Annotated in this window: 13 protein-coding genes; 4 read left to right on the top strand and 9 right to left on the bottom strand. The window is 70.0% G+C overall.

What is annotated here, in order from left to right; genetic code table 11:
- Positions 1–19 precede the first annotated feature (19 nt).
- Entirely contained in the window at positions 20–3,109 is a 3,090-nt protein-coding gene (locus D7X30_RS30570; RefSeq protein ID WP_120566502.1) for an alpha-amylase family glycosyl hydrolase, read from the top strand.
- Here D7X30_RS30570 and D7X30_RS30565 read toward each other — a convergent pair.
- From D7X30_RS30565 to D7X30_RS30555, 3 genes are all read right to left on the bottom strand, one after another.
- On the bottom strand, positions 3,106–4,812 hold the full coding sequence (locus tag D7X30_RS30565) for a TldD/PmbA family protein (protein WP_233591885.1): 1,707 nt from the start codon (positions 4,810–4,812) through the stop codon (positions 3,106–3,108). The two genes, D7X30_RS30570 and D7X30_RS30565, sit on opposite strands and share 4 nt — an antisense overlap.
- Positions 4,813–4,947: 135 nt before the next feature.
- The gene (locus D7X30_RS30560) at positions 4,948–6,267 is read right to left on the bottom strand and encodes a nucleotide sugar dehydrogenase (RefSeq protein WP_120566557.1); all 1,320 of its coding nucleotides are present in this window, start codon (positions 6,265–6,267) and stop codon (positions 4,948–4,950) included.
- Positions 6,268–6,338: 71 nt separating this feature from the next.
- On the bottom strand, positions 6,339–8,414 hold the full coding sequence (locus tag D7X30_RS30555; RefSeq protein WP_199724590.1) for an alginate lyase family protein: 2,076 nt from the start codon (positions 8,412–8,414) through the stop codon (positions 6,339–6,341).
- Positions 8,415–8,694: 280 nt separating this feature from the next.
- Here D7X30_RS30555 and D7X30_RS30550 point away from each other — a divergent pair, with 280 nt between their 5' ends.
- The 3 genes from D7X30_RS30550 to D7X30_RS30535 all read left to right on the top strand — a co-directional run bounded on the left by D7X30_RS30550 (position 8,695) and on the right by D7X30_RS30535 (position 10,577).
- Entirely contained in the window at positions 8,695–9,639 is a 945-nt protein-coding gene (locus D7X30_RS30550) for a histidine kinase dimerization/phospho-acceptor domain-containing protein (protein WP_233591879.1), read from the top strand.
- Between the two features lie 108 nt (positions 9,640–9,747).
- On the top strand, positions 9,748–10,374 hold the full coding sequence (locus D7X30_RS30540) for a hypothetical protein (protein ID WP_147443363.1): 627 nt from the start codon (positions 9,748–9,750) through the stop codon (positions 10,372–10,374).
- Between the two features lie 14 nt (positions 10,375–10,388).
- Complete coding sequence (locus tag D7X30_RS30535; RefSeq protein ID WP_199724589.1) at positions 10,389–10,577, top strand: hypothetical protein; 189 nt, start codon at positions 10,389–10,391, stop codon at positions 10,575–10,577.
- Between the two features lie 95 nt (positions 10,578–10,672).
- Here D7X30_RS30535 and D7X30_RS30530 read toward each other — a convergent pair whose 3' ends face one another.
- The 6 genes from D7X30_RS30530 to D7X30_RS30505 are packed head-to-tail and all read right to left on the bottom strand — an operon-like array spanning position 10,673 to position 17,899.
- On the bottom strand, positions 10,673–13,210 hold the full coding sequence (locus D7X30_RS30530) for a response regulator (RefSeq protein ID WP_120566497.1): 2,538 nt from the start codon (positions 13,208–13,210) through the stop codon (positions 10,673–10,675).
- A gap of 16 nt (positions 13,211–13,226) precedes the next feature.
- Positions 13,227–13,808 carry a chemotaxis protein CheW gene (locus tag D7X30_RS30525; RefSeq protein WP_120566496.1) on the bottom strand — a complete coding sequence of 194 codons (582 nt, stop codon included), beginning with the start codon at positions 13,806–13,808 and terminating at the stop codon, positions 13,227–13,229.
- A 10-nt stretch (positions 13,809–13,818) separates the two neighbouring features.
- On the bottom strand, positions 13,819–14,232 hold the full coding sequence (locus tag D7X30_RS30520; protein WP_120566495.1) for a two-component system response regulator: 414 nt from the start codon (positions 14,230–14,232) through the stop codon (positions 13,819–13,821).
- Positions 14,229–15,815 (bottom strand): methyl-accepting chemotaxis protein, encoded by a 1,587-nt coding sequence (locus D7X30_RS30515; protein WP_120566555.1) that lies wholly within the window; start codon positions 15,813–15,815, stop codon positions 14,229–14,231. Before D7X30_RS30515 ends, D7X30_RS30520 begins: the two co-directional genes overlap by 4 nt.
- 60 nt (positions 15,816–15,875) lie before the next feature.
- On the bottom strand, positions 15,876–17,339 hold the full coding sequence (locus D7X30_RS30510; RefSeq protein WP_120566494.1) for a protein-glutamate O-methyltransferase CheR: 1,464 nt from the start codon (positions 17,337–17,339) through the stop codon (positions 15,876–15,878).
- On the bottom strand, positions 17,336–17,899 hold the full coding sequence (locus D7X30_RS30505) for a chemotaxis protein CheW (protein WP_120566493.1): 564 nt from the start codon (positions 17,897–17,899) through the stop codon (positions 17,336–17,338). Before D7X30_RS30505 ends, D7X30_RS30510 begins: the two co-directional genes overlap by 4 nt.
- Between the last annotated feature and the right edge of the window lie 105 nt (positions 17,900–18,004).

Here is an 18,004-nt window from a genome sequence, read left to right as displayed (position 1 = left end):
GCCGCCGGAGGATTGCCCCGTGACTGATTCCAAAATCAACCGCCCGACCCGCACCTCGTCCCCCGCCACGGGAACCACCACGGATGCCGCCACGCTGGCGGAGCGGCAGAAGGCCGCCGCCGCGAAGGCCGCCGCCGCGAAGCGCAACCAGTCTGGCTTCGAGTCCACGCCCGCGTCCGGCGCTCGCGCCCCGGTGGCTGGCACCGGCAACCTGGCCCGCTCCGCCAACGCGAGCGCGCTGTTGGGCGCCGCGCCCACGTCCGCGGTGAAGAACGGCGCGACGGTGGCGAACCCCACCCCCCGCACCATCACCTTCACGTACGACGCGGGCCCGCACGCGGCGCTCACCAACCCGAAGCTCAAGGGCAGCTGGGACGCGGACGGCCGCTACAACGCGCAGTGGTCCTCTGGCGGCATCCCCATGAAGTCGCTGGGCAACGGCAAGTACGAGGCCACGGTGAAGGTGGCGGACGACGGCCTGGCGCGCAACTGGGAGTGGGGCGTCAGCGTGGACGGCCCGTCCGGCAAGGACCAGTGGGCGGTGATGGGCGAGGGCAACCTCAAGTTGGACCTCTCCAAGCCCACCGCGTCCTACTCGCCCACGACGTACCACACGATGGGCGCGCAGAAGTCCGGCCAGGACGTGAACTTCAAGTTCTGGGCGCCGGACGCGCGGGCCGTGCAGGTGAAGGTGACGGACAAGCAGGGCCGCGAGCAGCGCATCCCCATGACGCGCGACGAGGGCGGCAACTGGACCACGCAGGCCAAGGGCGCGTGGTCGCAGATGGAGGGCAAGGCCTACGTCTACGAAGTGGTGGACTCCACGGGCGCTGTCAGCGACCGGCCGGACCCCTACGCGCGCCGGATGATGGGCGAGCAGCGCGGCCTGGACCGGCTCTACCTGGACCCCACGCGCGGCAAGGAGGTGGACCGCTACTTCACCGGCGCCACCGGCCTGATGCGCTTCGACATCGACAGCGCGGAGGGCGCGGACAGCGCGTACCTCGTCCTCAAGGACGGCGACGGCAACCCGCTCAACAAGCAGCAGCTCCAGGAGCGCCTGGGCAAGTTCGACGACACCCTCATCGACAAGCTGCACGGCGGGAAGCTCAACGACTTCTGGTCTCGCAACGTCTCCGACGACGGCCGCATCAAGATGACCAACCAGGCCGGCGCCTGGACCGCGCTCGTCAACGACCCGGACAAGCTGGTCGGCCTGCGCTACGAGTTCCAGGTGTTCGACAAGGACGCGCAGGGCAAGCTGCACCTGCGCGACGACGTGAACAACGACGGCAAGCTCTCCGACACGGAGCGCCTGGCGTCGACGGAGAACGACCCCTGGAGCAACCTCATCACCAAGGGCAGCGGCGTGGACTTCCGCGGCTCCATCCTCACCGACCCCACGACGTTCCAGTTCAAGAACGACGACGTCCCGCGTGAGAAGGATCCGTCCAAGTGGGTGGTGTACCAGCTCCACGCGGGCAGCTTCCTGGGCGAGGCGGGCAACGCCAACCGCTCCACCATGGAGGACCTGATCAAGAAGCTGGATTACTTCAAGGAGCTGGGCGTCACCACGCTGGAGCTGTTGCCCACCAACGAGGTGGAGGGCCCGCGCAACTGGGGCTACCTGGGCGTCAACAGCCTGGCCACGGAGAGCTCCTTCGGCTTCGAGGACGAGAACGGCCAGTGGGTGGAGGGTGATGAGGCCCTCAAGCGCTTCATCGACGCGGCCCACGGCAAGGGCCTGAACGTGGTGTCGGACGTCGTCTACAACCACGTCTTCGGCGACCACAACGGCCTGTGGAACGTGGGCGGCCCCAGCAACCCCTACTTCAACTGGGCCAAGCAGCCCGGCCAGTTCGAGCAGCGCGACACGCCGTGGGGCGCCGTGCCCGCGTACAACACGCCGCAGGTGAAGCAGCTCTTCGTGGACCACGCCGTGCAGCAGATCGCCGAGCTGAAGTTCGACGGCCTGCGCTTCGACTTCACGGAGCCCATCAAGGGCACGGGCGGCAAGGACGGCTGGGAGATGCTCCGGGAGATCAACCGCCAGGTGCACTTCCTCAACCCCAACGCGTGGACCGTGGCGGAGCAGTTCGACTACGAGCCGGACATCTCGCGCCCGGCGAAGCCAGACGGCACGGGCGGCGGCTTCGACGCCCAGTGGTACACGGAGTTCCAGCACAAGCTGGTGCGCGACAACAGCAAGCCGGGTCTGATCCAGGCCGCCTCGCGCGGGATGAAGACGGACGTGGACGCGTTCGTGAACCTGATGACGAACCCGCGCGGCCTGGACGGCTGGAAGCACGCGCTGTCCATCATCTCCAACCACGACGAGGTGGGGAACGCGGAGCGCACCCTGGACACCGCGGAGGGCGCCAACCCCACCGACTTCCCGGACAACTGGTCGCGCGGCGCCGCCCGCTTCGCCGCCGGCATCGGCATGGCCGGCCCCGGCATCCCCATGTTCTTCCAGGGTGACGAGTTCGGCGCCCAGAACCCCTTCAAGTGGGGCAACCCGTCCACCTGGGACAGCGACTGGAGCTGGCAGGACGTGGGCAAGGGCGTGGACTTCGGCAAGGTGACGTTCAACGACACCACCAAGGCCACCTACGAGCGCCTCTTCGAGCTGTCCCCGGACGCGCGCGCGAAGGACAGCGCGTACAAGGCCTTCTCCGTGGACGACAAGAAGCTGTTCGCGGAAGTGGCCGCCCTGCCCGCCTCCGAGCGCAGGGACGCGATGCTGGACGTCACCCGCCGGCAGTCCTTCAACTTCTACAAGGACTCCATCGGCCTGCGGAACAGCAGCGACGCCTTCAGCGCCGCGGCCGAGGTGAAGCGCGTCTATACCCACAACGACGACAGCGTGATGGCCTTCACGCGCAAGTCGGGCAACGAGGAGTTCCTCGTGGTGGGCAGCCTCAACAAGAAGAACCTGGAGGGCTACTCGCTGCCGCTGCCCCCGGGCCAGTGGAAGGAAGTGCTGAACAGCGACGCCGCGGCGTACGGCGGCGGCAACTTCGGCAACTACGGCGCCACGCTGAACGGCGGGAACACCCCGGTGAACATCCCCGCCGCCGGCTACGTGGTGATGAAGAAGGTCGGCTAGTCCTTCTTCGCCTCCGGTCCGGCCGTCCCCTTCTGAGGGGCGGCCGGGCTGGGCAGCAGCGGCGGCCGGTCCTTGCCCTCCATGGTGCGCTGCAGCTCCAGCTCCTGGAGCAGCACCGCGGGCGCCACGGTGGACACGGGCACGTTGCCGCTCTCCGCGCCGCAGAAGCCGTTGAACACGCCCAACCGCTGGCCCGTGGCGAGGATGCGGTTCACGGACGACAGCGGCGTGCCCACGATTTCAACCCCGCGCACCAGTGTCTCCTCGCCGGTCTTCACGTCCACGCGGTACACCATCCGCGGCACGCCCTTGAAGGCCTGGTAGCCGTAGCTGGACGTGTTGGTGTTGCCGCCGGTGATGTCGCGGATGATGAGCCCGTACGGCTTGCCCTGCCGCTTCGCCTCCGCGATGAGCAGCTTCTTCAGCTCCGCGTCGCTCACCTGCTTCGTGCTGTCCACGATGAGGTTCGCCATGCGCGCCACCGGCTGGAGCGTGCCCTGGCCGCGCCCGTGGCCGTTGGACTTGGGGAAGCCCTCCACCGGGTGACGGCTCATCAGGTAGCCCTTGAGCACGCCCTTCTCCACCAGGCTCACCGGCTGCCCCTTCACGCCCTCTTCGTCGTAGAGGTAGTAGCCGTTGAGCGGCTCGCCGTTCACCTCGCGCCGGGACGGATCATCCCGCAGCGACAGGAAGGCCGGGAGGATCTGCTTGCCCTCCTGTCCCTTGAACGTCTTGCCGTCGGTGTCGCCGTCCTGCCGGTCCGCCTCCAGACGGTGGCCCAGCGTCTCGTGGAAGAGCACGCCCGCGGCCTCCGGCGCCAGGATGGCCGGGCCCGCGTACGGGGTGATGGCCGGGGCCTGCCTCAGCGCGAGCAGCTCGTCGATGACCTTCCGAGCCGCCGCGTGCACGCGCGCCTCGTCGGGCAGCCCCGCCTCCGTGGGCAGGTAGAAGCTGCGCGAGTTGTCGAGCAGCTGTCCATCCGGCGCGCGCGTCACCGCGGAGACGTGCAACGCGTAGAGCGTCTCCTCCGTGATGAGGCGCGTGCCTTCCGAGGACACGAACAGCCGCGTGATCTTGTCCGCGGTGATGCGCACCTCCGAGTCGAACAACTCCGGGTGCGCGTTGAAGCGCGCGGACACGTCTCGCGCCAGCTTGCGCCACTTCTGGCGATCAAACGGGAACGCCACCGGCGGCTGCACGTAGGTGGCCGGCGTCTCCTTGGAGAAGGACGCGGGGCGCTTGGGGTCCTCCACCGAGTAGACGTCCTCGCCCTTCTTCTTCAGGTACTGGAAGAGGGCGGCCTTGTACTTCTCGTCCGTGACGAGCCACAGCGCCGTGCGCAGCGCGAGCGGTGAGTCGTCCTGCGGCCCGTCCTTGCGAGCGGTGAAGCTGGAGCCCTTGCTGGTGCTGAAGCCGAAGTCGAGCGAGTCCGCCACGGAGCTGTCGTAGTCGTAGCTGCCCACGCGCACGTCCACGCCCAGCTTGCGCTCGCGGTAGTCGTCGTCCTGGAACAGCGCTCCGTAGCGCGCGATGATCAACCGCGACTCGTAGTCCTTCACGCCGTAGCTCAGGAAGTACGGCGCTTCATGACCGTTCACCTTGAGCTGCTGCTGGTTGCGCTGAAGCTCCGCGCTCATCGCGTCCAGCAACGGCGCGCGAGGGTCGGGAGCGGGCGCCGCGCCCATCAGCAGGGACGCAGCCATGAACAGCGGGAACAGGGGGCGGGAGGAGCCAGGCACGGCCACGCACTGTAGCCAGAAACGCGGCGAGGGCCCTCCCCTCACGCGCCAGGCGTGAAGCGAGGACCCTCCTGCCCGCATGCCCTGTTCGCTACAGGCTTACGCCTTGACGATCTTCTCGCGGCCCTGGGTGACGCTCTTGGTCGCGTTGCGCGTGTCGACGACGATGTTCGAGCGCTGGACCAGTTCGTTGTAGTCGATGTGCGAGTGGTCGGTGAGGATCATCACCGCGTCGTACTGGCTGAGCGTCTCCGGGTCGAGCGGGACGGACTTCATCTCCATGTTGAAGCCGTGGCCCTTGTGCAGCTCCTTCACGAACGGGTCGTGGTAGGCGATCTCCGCGCCCTTCTCCTTGAGGAGCGTCATCACGCGCAGCGACGGGGACTCGCGGTGGTCGTCGATGTCCTTCTTGTACGCCGCGCCGATGCAGAGGACCTTCGCGCCGTTGAGGACCTTCTTGTTCTGGTTGAGCGCCTCCATCGTGCGCTGCACCACGTAGTAGGGCATCTGCCAGTTCACCTCACCGGCCAGCTCGATGAACTTGGTGTGGAACTCGAACTCGCGCGCCTTCCACGTCAGGTAGAACGGGTCGATGGGGATGCAGTGCCCGCCCAGACCGGGGCCCGGGTAGAACGGCTGGAAGCCGAAGGGCTTGGTGCTGGCGGCCTGGATGACCTCCCACACGTCCACGTTCATGCGGTCGCAGAGCATCTTCATCTCGTTGACCATGGCGATGTTCACGCAGCGGTAGATGTTCTCCAGCAGCTTGGCCAGCTCCGCCACGCGCGTGGACGACACAGGCACCACTTCCTTCAGCGCGCTGCCGTAGAGGGCGACCGCCACCTCCAGGCACGCGGGCGAGTAGCCACCCACGACCTTCGGAATCGTCTTGGTGTTGAAGCCCTTGTTGCCCGGGTCCTCGCGCTCGGGGCTGAAGGCCAGGAAGAAGTCCACGCCCGCCTTGAGGCCGTTCTTCTCCAGCAGCGGCTTGAGGACTTCCTCGGTCGTGCCCGGGTAGGTGGTGGACTCCAGGATGAAGAGCTGGCCGGGGCGCACGTACGGCGCCAGGGCCTCGCCCGTCTGGATGATGAAGGTCATGTCCGGCTCACGCGACGCGGTCAGCGGCGTGGGCACGCAGATGACCACGCAGTCCAGCTCGCGCGACTTCGCGAAGTCGTTGGTCGCCTTGAGCTTGCCCGCGTTGGTGAGCTCCGCCAGCGGCGCGCTGGGGATGTGCTTGATGTAGCTCTCACCCTTGGCGATCTTGTCGATCTTGCGCTGGTCGACGTCCAGCCCCGTGACCGGGAAGCCCGCTTCCGCGAAGGCCATGCCCAGCGGAAGACCGACGTACCCGAGACCCACCACGCCCACCTTCGCTTCCCGATTCTGAATCCGACCCAGCAACGGGTTGCCAACCATCACGCGCATTGTCGTTACTCCCAGCAGTTGACGTGCTGCCTCGCCGGCTCACACGTCCCGACCCACACCAATCACCTGAAGACGAACACCCACCCCAACCATGCCGGAGGCGTCAGCTGCCTCCGGAACTCCACCGACACCGCCGGCACCACGCGCCCATACGCAGGCGAGTAGCGAGACGGCACGAGCAGGGTCTCCAACCCCTGCCCGAAGAGCACCCAACCCGCGGGTGCATCCGCCGGTCCAATCTCCAGGGCCCGTGCATCGAAGGCCTCCGGGCCCTCCTGCACGCGCCCCGCCCGCGCCACCACTTCCGCCGCGGGCTGGCACCACCGCGCCTGCGCATCTGGCAGGTGCAAACGTCCGACCACCTCATGACGGCCCGTTCCGACGAGCCGGTCCCCCACGGCCAGCGCGCGCACGTGCCGGTCGAGGAAGAAAGTCCTCTCGATCCCTACCGGGGCCGGCAGGTGGCGGTAGCCGTCATGGCGCACCACCAACCGGTCATGCTTCGCGCCGGGCTGGAAGGCCACGACGCGAGCCCGGGCATCCTCCGGCAGCGCGAACAGCCGCGCCGGATCCAACGGGGCCTGCTCCGCCCCATCCACCTGAAGCGTGTTGTGCGCCGCGGTGCTCCGCATCGCGTTGCGCAGGGCCGGATCCCGCGTGTACGAACCCGTGCCTGAATCGACGATGACAGGGCGGCCGGCGAGGTGAAGCTCGAAGGAAAGCTTGTCGTTGTGGCTGTGTCCTCCGACGCCCCGCTGCCCCTGTTTTCCGGCCGAGACGGTGAGCACGACCCCTTCGCCGCGCAAGATGTGGAAGCCACCTTCCGAAAAGCTTACCGACGCGGGCACCGGAGCCACGGGCAGCGCGTTGAAACGCACCAGGCCCGCGTCGCCCACAAGCCACGCCGCCTCGTCCGGGAACACGCCGCCGCCCAGCCCCGCGTCGTTGAAGAGCGCCGCGCCCAGCCCCGCGAGGTAGCTGTGATCCCCGTCCTCGCGATCCTGGAACGGGAACACGCGGCCGCTGTCGTTGTCGCCAATCTGCGGCGCCAGCCCGGCTTCCGAAGACCACGCGCGGGCCGCGACGAACATCAGTCGCAGCCGCGCTTCATACGCGGGGCCCAGAGACACGCCCGCGCCGCGAGCGATGAGGTAGGCCAGGGTGAAGAGCTCCACCGACAGGCGGTGATAGGGAATGGAGCCCTCGAAGGACGTGCCCTCGGGGTGGACCTGCGCCTCCATCTGCGCGCGCAGGCCGTTCGCCGCGAGCGCCACCTGCCGGGGCGCGCCGGGCAGCTCCGGGAAGAGCAGCCCCACCACCGCGAGCCCCACGTAGTTGGAGACAAGGTGGTTGTTGGGCACCGCGCTGGTGTCCTCCAGGTGGGCCTCCACCCAAGCGCAGTGCTCCGCGAGCGCGCCCAGCACGGGCACCAGGAACTCCGGACGGCGCACCTGGGGCGCGTCCGCGAACATCGCCAGCGCCTGCGCGATATTCGCCGCGCGCAGTGCAATCTCCATGGGGCACGTCCAATGGACGCCCATGCCCACGGGGTTCGCCTGCAGGAAGTCCAGCGTCTGCGCGACGAATGCCGTGGCGAAGCGCGAGCGCTCCGCTTCCGTGTCCGCCACCCACGCGCCCTGGGCCAGGGCCAGCACGCTGTCCAGCCGGGCCATCACCCACGGGTACTTCGGATCCATGCCCGTCACGTGCAGCGGCATGCGCTCCACCGGATCCACCGGATAGTGCCGGCCGCTCACCGGCTCCAGGGACCAGTCCACCGGCTTGCCTTCACCGAAGGCCACCTGCGTGCCGAAGACGTCCCACTCCTGACGGAGCGCCTTCGCGGCGCGCTCCAGCGTGCGCGCCTTCGCGCCCGGAAGCTTCTGGATGGCGGCGCGAGCGGACTCGCGCTGCGACAGTTCGCACCAGGCCCGCGATGTGCGGTGATCCAGCGCGAGCGTCACCAGCTCCTCGGCGCGCGTGGCGCCGAACGACTCCAGCAGCTGCGCTTCGTCCACCTGCTCCCGGCGGCGGTACAGCGCCTGCCGTGCGACCTTCTGGACCCGGCGGACCGCGCTCTTCGCGAGCGCCCCAGGCGCCATCCGAGCCATCGTCGCGTAGTAATCGAGAGTACCCATCCGCCCCTTCCCGCCCAGCCTGACGTGGGCAGGTGATAGCAAGCGGCTGGCCAAAACCTTTTCCCAGCAAGAGCAAGGGTTTGGCGTGAGGGGGCTGCCCATACGGCGGTAAAAATGTCCGCCAGTGCCGATCACGGTGGGTAAAGGATTGCTGCCTGGTGCGGAACGGAAGTGCTCCCCGGTGGAGCCATTGCGCCTCTTGACGGGCATGGCCATTCCTTGGCGCGTGCGGGCTGGGGCTTGGATGGGGCGGCGCATCGAGGACGACCTCGATGCCAGGATGGAAACGACGCTGACGGCGGTGGCCGAGCAGGCGCTGCGCGGAGGAACGCGCGCGGGCCTGGAGGCTCTCCTCAAGGCGTCCTTGCGGCTGACCGGCGCGACCGGCGCGGCCCTCTATGAAGGACGCGTGTGCGTGATGAAGGTGGGCAATGTCCCCGCCCGTCGCGCGGATGCCACGAAGCGGTCCTCTGTCTTGGAGATCTGGCCCACCCCCCTGACGACGTCGCAGCGGAGCGTGGTGAAGCGCTTCAGCGCGTTCGCCCCGGCGCTGCTCGCGGCGCACGCGCGCGAGGTGGCCCAGGGCGCGCGGCATGCCCGGCTGCTGGAAGCAAAGCGGCGCCTGGAGCGGACCGTGGCGGTGCAGGACAAGCGGCGCTCGCGCGCGGCGCACGACCTGCGCACGCCGCTGATGGTCATCAAGGGCTACGTGGACATGATGCTCAAGGGCACCGGCGGACCGCTGGGCCCGCAGGCGCAGCGCTACCTGGAGCGGATCGCCAAGGTCGCCGCGGATCAGAAGGAGCTCATCGACCGGCGCCTGTCACCACCCGTGCCGGGCCTGGATGACCTGCGCCCCGTGCTGACGCACGCCTTCGCACCCACGCGAGGCCGCGCCGCCGCCATGCTGACGCTGCCCGCGGAGCGGACCGTGCCGGTGAGGGGCGCCCGAGCGGAGTGGGAGCTGCTCGCCCGCACGCTCGCACGGGGCACCGCTGGCGCTGTCGCCGTGGACGTCCACCTGGGCCCGGCCCAGGAGGCCTCCCAGTGGCTGCTGCGCGTCCGGGCCTGCCCTGGCGCGGCCCTGACGGCGCGGACGCAGGCCATGCTCCAGCAGCTCGCGGAGCGCCTGGGAGGCACGCTGGCCGTGGCCGTGGCGCCCCGGCTGGAAATCACCCTGGTGCTGCCAGGGGATGACGCCTTTCCCGTACCCGCCCACCGGTAGGGGACATCGGGCCAGCGCACGAAAGGTAGGCAGAGGTCGCAACTCGCCTACCTGCAAGTGCGATAAAAGGGAAAGCGGTTTTCCTTCCTGACCCCGAAAGCCTCCCCCATGAAGCTCAACCGAAGCTCGAGCGTGCGCTCCACGCAGTCGACGCCGCAGCCGCGTCGCGGCAACTCCGTGGACTCGAAGCCCAACACGACGACGTCGCCGTCCTCGACGCCGACGAAGCCCACCCGGTCGAACTCGGCGCCCCCGACGGCCAACCGGCCGCCTTCCGACATGTCCACCGGCAGCCCGTCGCGCACGCGCCCGCGCAACCCGGAAGGGGCGGCGAAGGTGAACGGCACGGACGTGGGCGCCGCGAAGAAGCCCACGACCAACAGCGAGATCCGCGCCTGGTACAAGCAGCAGGTCGCCGGCATCCCCGCGAACGACGCGAAGCTGGCGGCGCAGGGCGCGTCGCTGGAGGACCGCGCGAAGGCCGCGCACTCCATCCGCCATCAGGCCCGCGTGGACGCGCGCCAGTTCATGGGCACGTTCGAATCCGCGATGCTCAAGGCGCGCGACTTCTTCAAGTACGGCCGGCTGGACGGCCCCTCGTTCGAGCAGCTCGTCGGTGAGGCCAAGAAGAGTGGCTTGAGCGAGGCGCAGGCGTACGACAAGATCATCAACAGCTCGCAGCGTACCAACCAGGCCGTGGACAACATCTACGCCAAGCCACAGGCAAAGCTATGACGGCTGATCAACTGATGAAGCAGAAGCTGGAGTGGGTGAAGACGTCGGACCCGCTCCACCCGCTGCGCACCAAGGCGGAGGGCAAGGAACTGCGCCTGCGCATCGGCGACTTCCCCGAGGAGTCCATGTACACGCTGCTCGTCGACGACCAGGAGGTCACCGAGTTCGACGACTGGCCCAAGGCGTGGGTCCGCCCGCGCTGAAAGAGCGGCTCGCAGCTGAAAGAACAGACGCCCTGTCCCTCGCTCCAGGCGAAGGACGGGGCGTCGTCGTTTCCAGAGGCCGCCCTGCCCGGCTCTCAGCCAGGCAGCAGCTGGCGCACGAGCTCCAGGAGCTTGCCGCGCTCCACCTCGCGCTTGACGAGGTAGCCGTCCGCGCCCGCTTCCAGACCAGCCGCGCGGTCCTCGTTGCTGTCCAGCGACGTCACCAGGATGATGGGCGTGCGCCGGAACATGGGGTGGCCCTTCATCCGCCGCGCCAGTCCCACGCCGTCCAGCCGGGGCATCTGCCAGTCGCTGACCACCAGGTGGCAGTGCACGCGCTCCAGCACCTGCCACGCCTCCTCGCCGTCCGACGCCGTCACCACCGGGTAGCCGGCGATCTCCAGCAGGGACTTCATCGCGAAGCGCGTGGTGAGCGAGTCGTCGCACACCAGGATGCGCGGCAGCTTGGATTCGCCGCTGGAGGTGCGCGTGTCCGGCTTGGCCGCGCGCAGGAGCTCCGGCGCGTTGAGCACCGGCACCACGCGGCCGTCGTCCAGCACCGCCGCGCCCGCCAGGTGCGTGACGTCCCGCAGGTGCTTGCCCAGTGCGCGGACCACCAGCTCCTGCTGCCCCACCACCTCGTCGATGGCGTACAGCACGCGCTCCTCACCCAGGGACAAGAGCACCGCCGTCTGCCGCCGGCCCGACTCCAGCGCGAGCGGCATGCGCGGCAGGCCAATGGCCTCCGAGAGCGACAGGAACGTGAGCTGCTCGCCGTCCAGCCGCGCCACCACGCGCCCCGCCACCGTGCCCACGTCGTCCGCGTCCAGCCGCAGCACGCGCTTCACGGTGTCGGAAGGAATCGCGGTGACCGTGGTGCCCGTGCGCACCAGCAGGCCCAGCGCCGCCGCCAGCGTCAGCGGCAGGTCCACGATGAAGCGCGTGCCCTTGCCGGGCGTGAACTCCACGTCCGCGCTGCCCTGCAGCCGCTGCGCGGTGGCCAGCACCACGTCCAGGCCCACGCCGCGGCCCGACGTGGACGTCACCTCGTCACGCGTGGAGAAGCCCGGCTGGAAGACGAGCCGCGCGGCCTGCGCGTCCGACAGCTTGTCCGCCGCCTCCTGGTTCATCAGGCCCCGGCGCACCGCCGTCGCGCGCACGCGCACCGGGTCCAGGCCCCCGCCGTCATCCTCCACGATGACGCCGATGCGCGTGCCCCGCGCCTCCACCCGCACCACCAGCCGGCCCGTCTCCGGCTTGCCCGCCGCCTTGCGCGCCGCGGGCATCTCCAGCCCGTGGTCGATGGCGTTGCGCACCAGGTGCACCAGCGGATCCTTCAGCGCGTCCACGATGCGCCGGTCGAGCCGCACGTCGGTGCCGCCCAACTCCAGCGTCACCTCCTTGCCCAGCCGCGAAGCCGTCTCTCGCACCGTGCGCCGCAGGGGCTCCAGCACCTGCGAGGCCGGCACCATGCGCAGGTCGCGCAGGTCGTCGCGGATGACCTGACCGATGAGCGCTTGCTGCTCACCGTCGCGGTGCGCCTCCTTCGCATGCTCCAGCAGGCGCTTCTGCATCGTGCGCATCAGGCCCACGCCCGTGCGCAGCGGCTCCAGCGCGGGCCCGCCGCCGGACATGGCCAACTGCGACGCGGCGCGCTCCAGGTGCAGCAGCACCTCATGCGCCTGATCCGTCAGCGACCGGAAGCCCTCCGTGCGCCGGCCCTGCTGCGACCGCCCGGACACCAGGTGCTCCACCTGGAGCGCCAGCGAATCCAGCGTCTTCACCGACACGCGCACCGCGCGGTCCACCGTCCCTGCGCGGCCTTCCGGAACCGGAGTGCTCGCGCGCGCCGCGGGCTTCGCGGCGGGGGCCGGAGCCAGCTTCACGGGCTCGGGCTCCTGGACCGCGACCGCGTCCTCCGCCACGCTCAGCGCCATGCGCAGGTCCACCAGCGCGCCCGCCACCTCCGACGCCGCCTGTCCCGCCGCGTCCCCACCCTCCTCCATGCGCGTGAAGCCCAGCGCCGCGGCCTCCGCCAGCGAGGCCACCGCGTCCGCCTGGACGGACTCCGCGCTATGGCGCAAGGCGTGCGCCTGCTCCACCGCCGCGCGCACCGCGCCCGCCCGGTCCTCCACCTTGGGGGACACCAGCGTGCTCAGCGCCGTCTCCAGCGCCACCAGCGCCTTCAGCCCGTCCTCACCCAACGGGCCGTTGATGGCGGCGTCGTCGGACCCGGGGGCGGCCGGCTCCTCGTGGCCCAGGGCCTTGAGCAGCGAGCCCACGCCGTCCACCACGGGCTGTTCACCCGCGTCGCCCCGGTTGAGGGCGTTCTCGATGGCGGAGAGGCCCCGAAGCATCGCCTCCACGGCGCCCCGGGAGATGGGCTGATCCACGTCGACGTGGGACAACCCGTCCTCGATGGCGTGGACGATGCGTTCGATGTCGTCCAGCCCCAGGCTCGCGGCGGAGCCCTTGAGGCTGTGCACCACGCGCTTGAGCGACGGCAGCAGGTCCGCGTCGCGGGCGCTGGCAGGCTGCTCCAGCCCCAGCACCTTCGACCCGATGGCCTGAATCTGCTCGCGCGTCTCCGCGGCGAACACCGGCCAGATGCTGCGCAGCAACTGCGGATCCATGAAACCCCAGTCCCCTCTAGCCGCGCCGTGCGGCCGCCGGGTTGCCCAGCTGTGTGAGGTCCAGCACCGTGAGCCGGTCCGACGTCAGGAACAGGAACGGCCCCGGCGGCGGCTGGGACAGCTCCGCGCGCGGCAACTCCAGCCGTCCGTCCACGACCTCCGCCGCCAGCCCGAACGCCTCGTCCTCCACTTCCACCACCACGACCTTGCTCAGGTCGGACATGCCCCCGCCCTCCAGCCCCAACAACTGCCGCAGGTCCAGCACCGGCACGATGCGCGAGCGCGACAAGAGCGCCCCCAGCACGTGGCGCGGCGCCCCGGGAAGCGAGCACATCCCGCGCGACTCCAGCACGTGGTCCACGTAGTCGATCTTCACCGCATAGCGCTCGCCGCCCACATGGAAGGCGAGCACCGTGACGACCTCCTGGCGCGTCTCGTGGCGCGAGTTGGCCAGCGCCACCGCGCGCTGATGCAGCACCTCGCGCCGCCTGTGGGCGCTCACCACCGTGGCGCCTTCCAGCAGCATCTGGGCCGCGTCGAGCGAGGCCTTCAGCTCGTCGAAGTCGATGGGTAAGAGCTTGCGGTCGTCGTTGGACATGGGCGGGCGGTCAGTACTTCGTGGCCGGCAGCTTGAGGATGTCCCGCACCTTGGAGCGCAGGTCGTCCACGGACACCGGCTTGTTGAGGAACGCGCTCGCGCCGACGAGCTTCCCCTTCTGGCGGCTCGCGTCGTCCTTCAGCGACGTGAGCAGCATGAAGGGCGTGTCGTGCAGCTTCGGGTCGCCCCGGATGGCCGCGCACAGCGCGAAGCCGTCCATCTCCGGCATCTGCACGTCGGAGATGATGAGGTCCGGCTTCTGCTCGCGCGCCCGCTTCAGTCCCACCGCGCCGTTGGGCGCGTCCACGAAGTCCAGCCCCCACCCCATCAGGTAGACCTGCAGGAGGTTGGTGATGGTCTTCGTGTCCTCCACGATCAGCACCTTCGCTGCCTTGCGTGCCCCACCCGTCACGTTGCTGTTCATAGCTGGTACCTGCCTACAAGTTCAGAGAAGCGCTTCGACAAGATGGAGAGGTTGCCGGCCACCTGCTCGATGCGCCGGGTGCCCTCCACCGAATCACTCATGGCGGACGTCAGTTCGCCCATCGCCGTGGCGATCTGCTCCACGCCAATGGTCTGCTGCCGCGTGTTGCCCGCGATCTGCCGCGCCGCCCCGGACGACTCGCGGATGACCTCCGACAGGCCCAGGATGGTGGAGCCCGCGCCACGCGCAAGATCCATCGCCGCCTGGGCGCGCCGGCTGCCCTCGTCCGTCGTCGTCACGGCCACGCGGGTACCCTTCTGCACCTCACCCAGGAGCACGCGCACCTGCTCGGCCGCCATGCGGGACTGCTCCGCCAGCGTGCGCATCTCCGTGGCGACCACCGCGAAGCCGCGCCCGTGCTCGCCCGCCTTCGCCGCCTCGATGGAGGCGTTGAGGGCCAGCAGGTTGGACTGCTCCGCGACGTCCTTCACCTGTCCGATGATGTCGCTGATCTGCAGCGTGCGCTCGTTCAGGTCGGTGATGGACAGGGCAATGGCCTTCACCTGTTCGCCCAGCTTCTCCATGCCCTCCACGCTCTCCGTGACGACCTTCTGTCCCTGAGCGCTGAGCGACTCCGACTTCTGCGTCTGGGCGATGACCGCGTCCGCGTAGGACGTGGCCTGCTTGGAGGTCTGGGCGATCTCCGCCACCGTGGTGCTCGTCTCGTTGATGGCGGACGCCTGCTGGTGCGCCATCGCGGACTGCTGCGTGGACGTGGCCAGCACACCCGCGGCCTCGTGCTCCAGGTCCGTGGCCGCGCCGCGCAGGTCGTGCAGCAGGTGCACCAGCGCGTCCGCCATGGTGGCGAAGCTGCGCGCCAGTTCGCCAATCTCGTCCGTGCCGGTGGTGTCGATCTGCTGGCGCAGGTCCCCCGCGGCGATGCCCACCGCCGCGCGAGCCAGCCGCTCCAGCGGCTGGATGAAGAGGCTGGCCATGCCGGCCGCCGCCAGGAGGCCCAGCACCAGCACCAGCAGGCCCAGGCCCGCGGTGCGCCAGGTGCTGGAGGACAGCGAGTCCGCCAGCGCCTCGCGGTCCAGCGCCAGTTGCACGGTGCCCACGCGCTTGAGCATGCCGCCCGGCGGGCCGAAGAGAATGGGCGCCGTCGTCTCCACCACGGGCAGCTTGCCGGCCGTCAGCAGGCGGTCCACCACCCCGTCACCGTCCGCGGGCTCCACGGCGGCGGCGGTCGCGAAGTGCTCGCCCGCGGAGCGCGCCAGCACCTTGCCGCCCGCGTCGCGGATGACGATGTACGCGATGTCCGGCACGCTCTTGAGGGCCGCGTCGGTGCCCGCCTGGAGCATCACCGCGTCGTTCGCCGCCGCGGACGCACCCACTGCGAACGCCATGCCGATGCTCACCGCGCGCGAGCGCTTGGTGAGCTCATCCAGCAGGCCGTCGCTCATCTGCATCCAGAACGCGAAGGTCAGGATGCCGACCAGCACGATGCCGAAGATGCCCGTACCCCCGAGGATCTTCGTCCGCAGGCTGAGCCTGGTCGAATCCGCCCCTTGAGGCGACGCCATCTTCAAACCTTTCGCTTCCACGTTGTCCCCACCTCACGTGTACCGGCGCGCCCCACGACATCAGCGCGCACCCTGCCAGCCCATCTGCGAAGGACGGGGGGCCAGCGCCTGCCGCAAGCCTCCCGCCGTCATCGTCGTCTCCACGCCTCGCAGCGGGTGCTCGTCATCCAATCCATCCAGCGCGCGCAACGCGTTCTGCCGCGCGCGCTCCGCGTCCTCGCGCCGGTCCAGCCGGCTGTAAAGCGCCACCAGCGTCGCATGTCCCAGCGCCAGCTGTGGCTCCAAGTACAGCGCCTTGCGCACCGCCTCCACCGCCGCGTCCAGGTCGTTGCGCGACTCGGCCACCATCGCCAGGAGCAGGTACGCCTCCGGGGACAGCGCCCGCGCCGCCTCGCGCGCCAGCGCCTCCGCCTCCTCGAAGTGGCCCGCGTGCGCCGCCTCCAGCGCCCGCGTCAGCAGGCCCGCGTCCTTTGCCGCGCGAGCCGCCGGCGTGGCGGCCTGAGCGCGCGGGGCTTCCGGCACCGGAGCCGGGGTGGACGGCCGCGCCACGTAGGCCGGCATGGGCGCGGGCGTGGGGCGGCGGAGCGAAAGCCGCAGGCTGCCCGGCACCGGCGTCTGCCGGCCGAGCGCGGCGGCGGTGAAGGCCGCTGGCGCGTCGCGACGAGGAGGGGCCACGGTCGCGGACTCGCCCGCGGTCCACGGCTGCTCCAGGGGCATGCGCAGGACGGGGGTGCCGTCCACGTCCAGCGTCTCCAGCCCCATCCCGTTGGTGAGCGGCACCTCCGCGGGCGACACGAAGAGCAGCCCACCCGGCGCGAGCGCGCTCAGCAGCCGGCTCAGCACCGCGCGCACCAGCTCCGGCGTGAAGTAGATGAGGACGTTGCGGCAGAAGATGGCGTGGAAGCCCAGGGACGGCACCGCGTCCGTGGCCAGGTTGTGGCGGCGGAAGTCCACCGTGCGCACGACCTCCGCGGAGACGGTGTGCTGCGTGTCATTTCCCGTCGCGCCCGGGTGCGGCACCAGGAAGCGCTTCTCCAGGTCCGGCTCGATGCGCCGCAGCGACCACGGGCTGTACACACCGGCCTTCGCGCGCTGCAGGGCCCGGCCGGACACGTCCGTCGCCAGCACGCGGAAGCGCCCGCCGTTGCCCAGCCCCGCGGCCATCAGCGCCATGGCGATGCTGTAGGGCTCCTCGCCGCTCGCGCAGCCCGCGCTCCAGACGTGGAACGGGCCGCCCTGGTGCAACCGGGCCCGCGAGGCCAGCGCGCGCAGGTGCTCCGGGTGGCGGAAGAAGTAGGTCTCGCCGATGACGGCGTGCTCGATGAACGCCTCCACCGCCGTCGGCTCGCGAATGAGCAACTGGCGAAGGAAGGCCGCCTCGGACATCTGGCGCGTCAACGCCGCGCGGGCCAGCGCGGGCTCCAACGAGCGACGCAGGCTGCTCGCGAGCGTCAGGCCGCAGGCGCCCTGGAGCACCTCCTCGACCTTCGCGAGCGTGGCGTCGTCGAGAAGCCCTTCGCTCACAGGCCCTCCGTGCCGTTCAGCAGCGCGCTCGTGCGCAGGAGCGGGCGCAGGCCTTCCGGCGTGCGGCACAGCCCGGCCATCAGCCCGGTGCCGTCCCAGGGCAGCTTCTCCTCGCCGCTCTGCGAGCCGTCCACCAGCACCGGCGTCTCCACCAGGTCCTTCACCCGGTCCACCAGCAGCGCCACCATGCGGCCCGCGTCCACCACCACCAGGAGCGAGTCCAGATCCGGCGTGCGCTTGACGCCCAGCAGGCGCGCCACGTCCACCACCACCGCCGGGCTGCCGCGGTAGACAAACGAACCGGACACGTGCACCGGCGCGCCGGGCAGCGGATCCAACGCCACCAGCCGCACCACCTCCTGCACCTGCTTCGCGGGCACGAGCGCGGTCGTGTCGCCTGCCTCCACGGTCAGGTAGAGGCCTGGCAGGCGAACCTCTCCCTGCAGGGAGACGAGCTCCTGGCGCAACTGGTTCTGCTCCGCCTCCAGCGCGCTCAGGCGCTGTTGCACGGAGACCCGACGTACCTGCGGAGGAACGGGGACTCTGGGGGTTTCGGCCATCGAAGAACTCGGCCCGCCGGATGGCAGGCAGGAAGAAAAACCGTAATCCGGGAGCCCTGTCCAAAGCAATGCGGGCTTACCCGAAGGTCGCGACTCACATCCCCC

Origin of the sequence: Corallococcus sp. AB011P, from assembly GCF_003611605.1 — a bacterium.
Taxonomy (GTDB): Bacteria; Myxococcota; Myxococcia; order Myxococcales; family Myxococcaceae; genus Corallococcus; species Corallococcus coralloides.
Note: the sequence above shows the minus strand (reverse complement) of the source record. Positions and strands in the feature narration are given on the sequence as shown.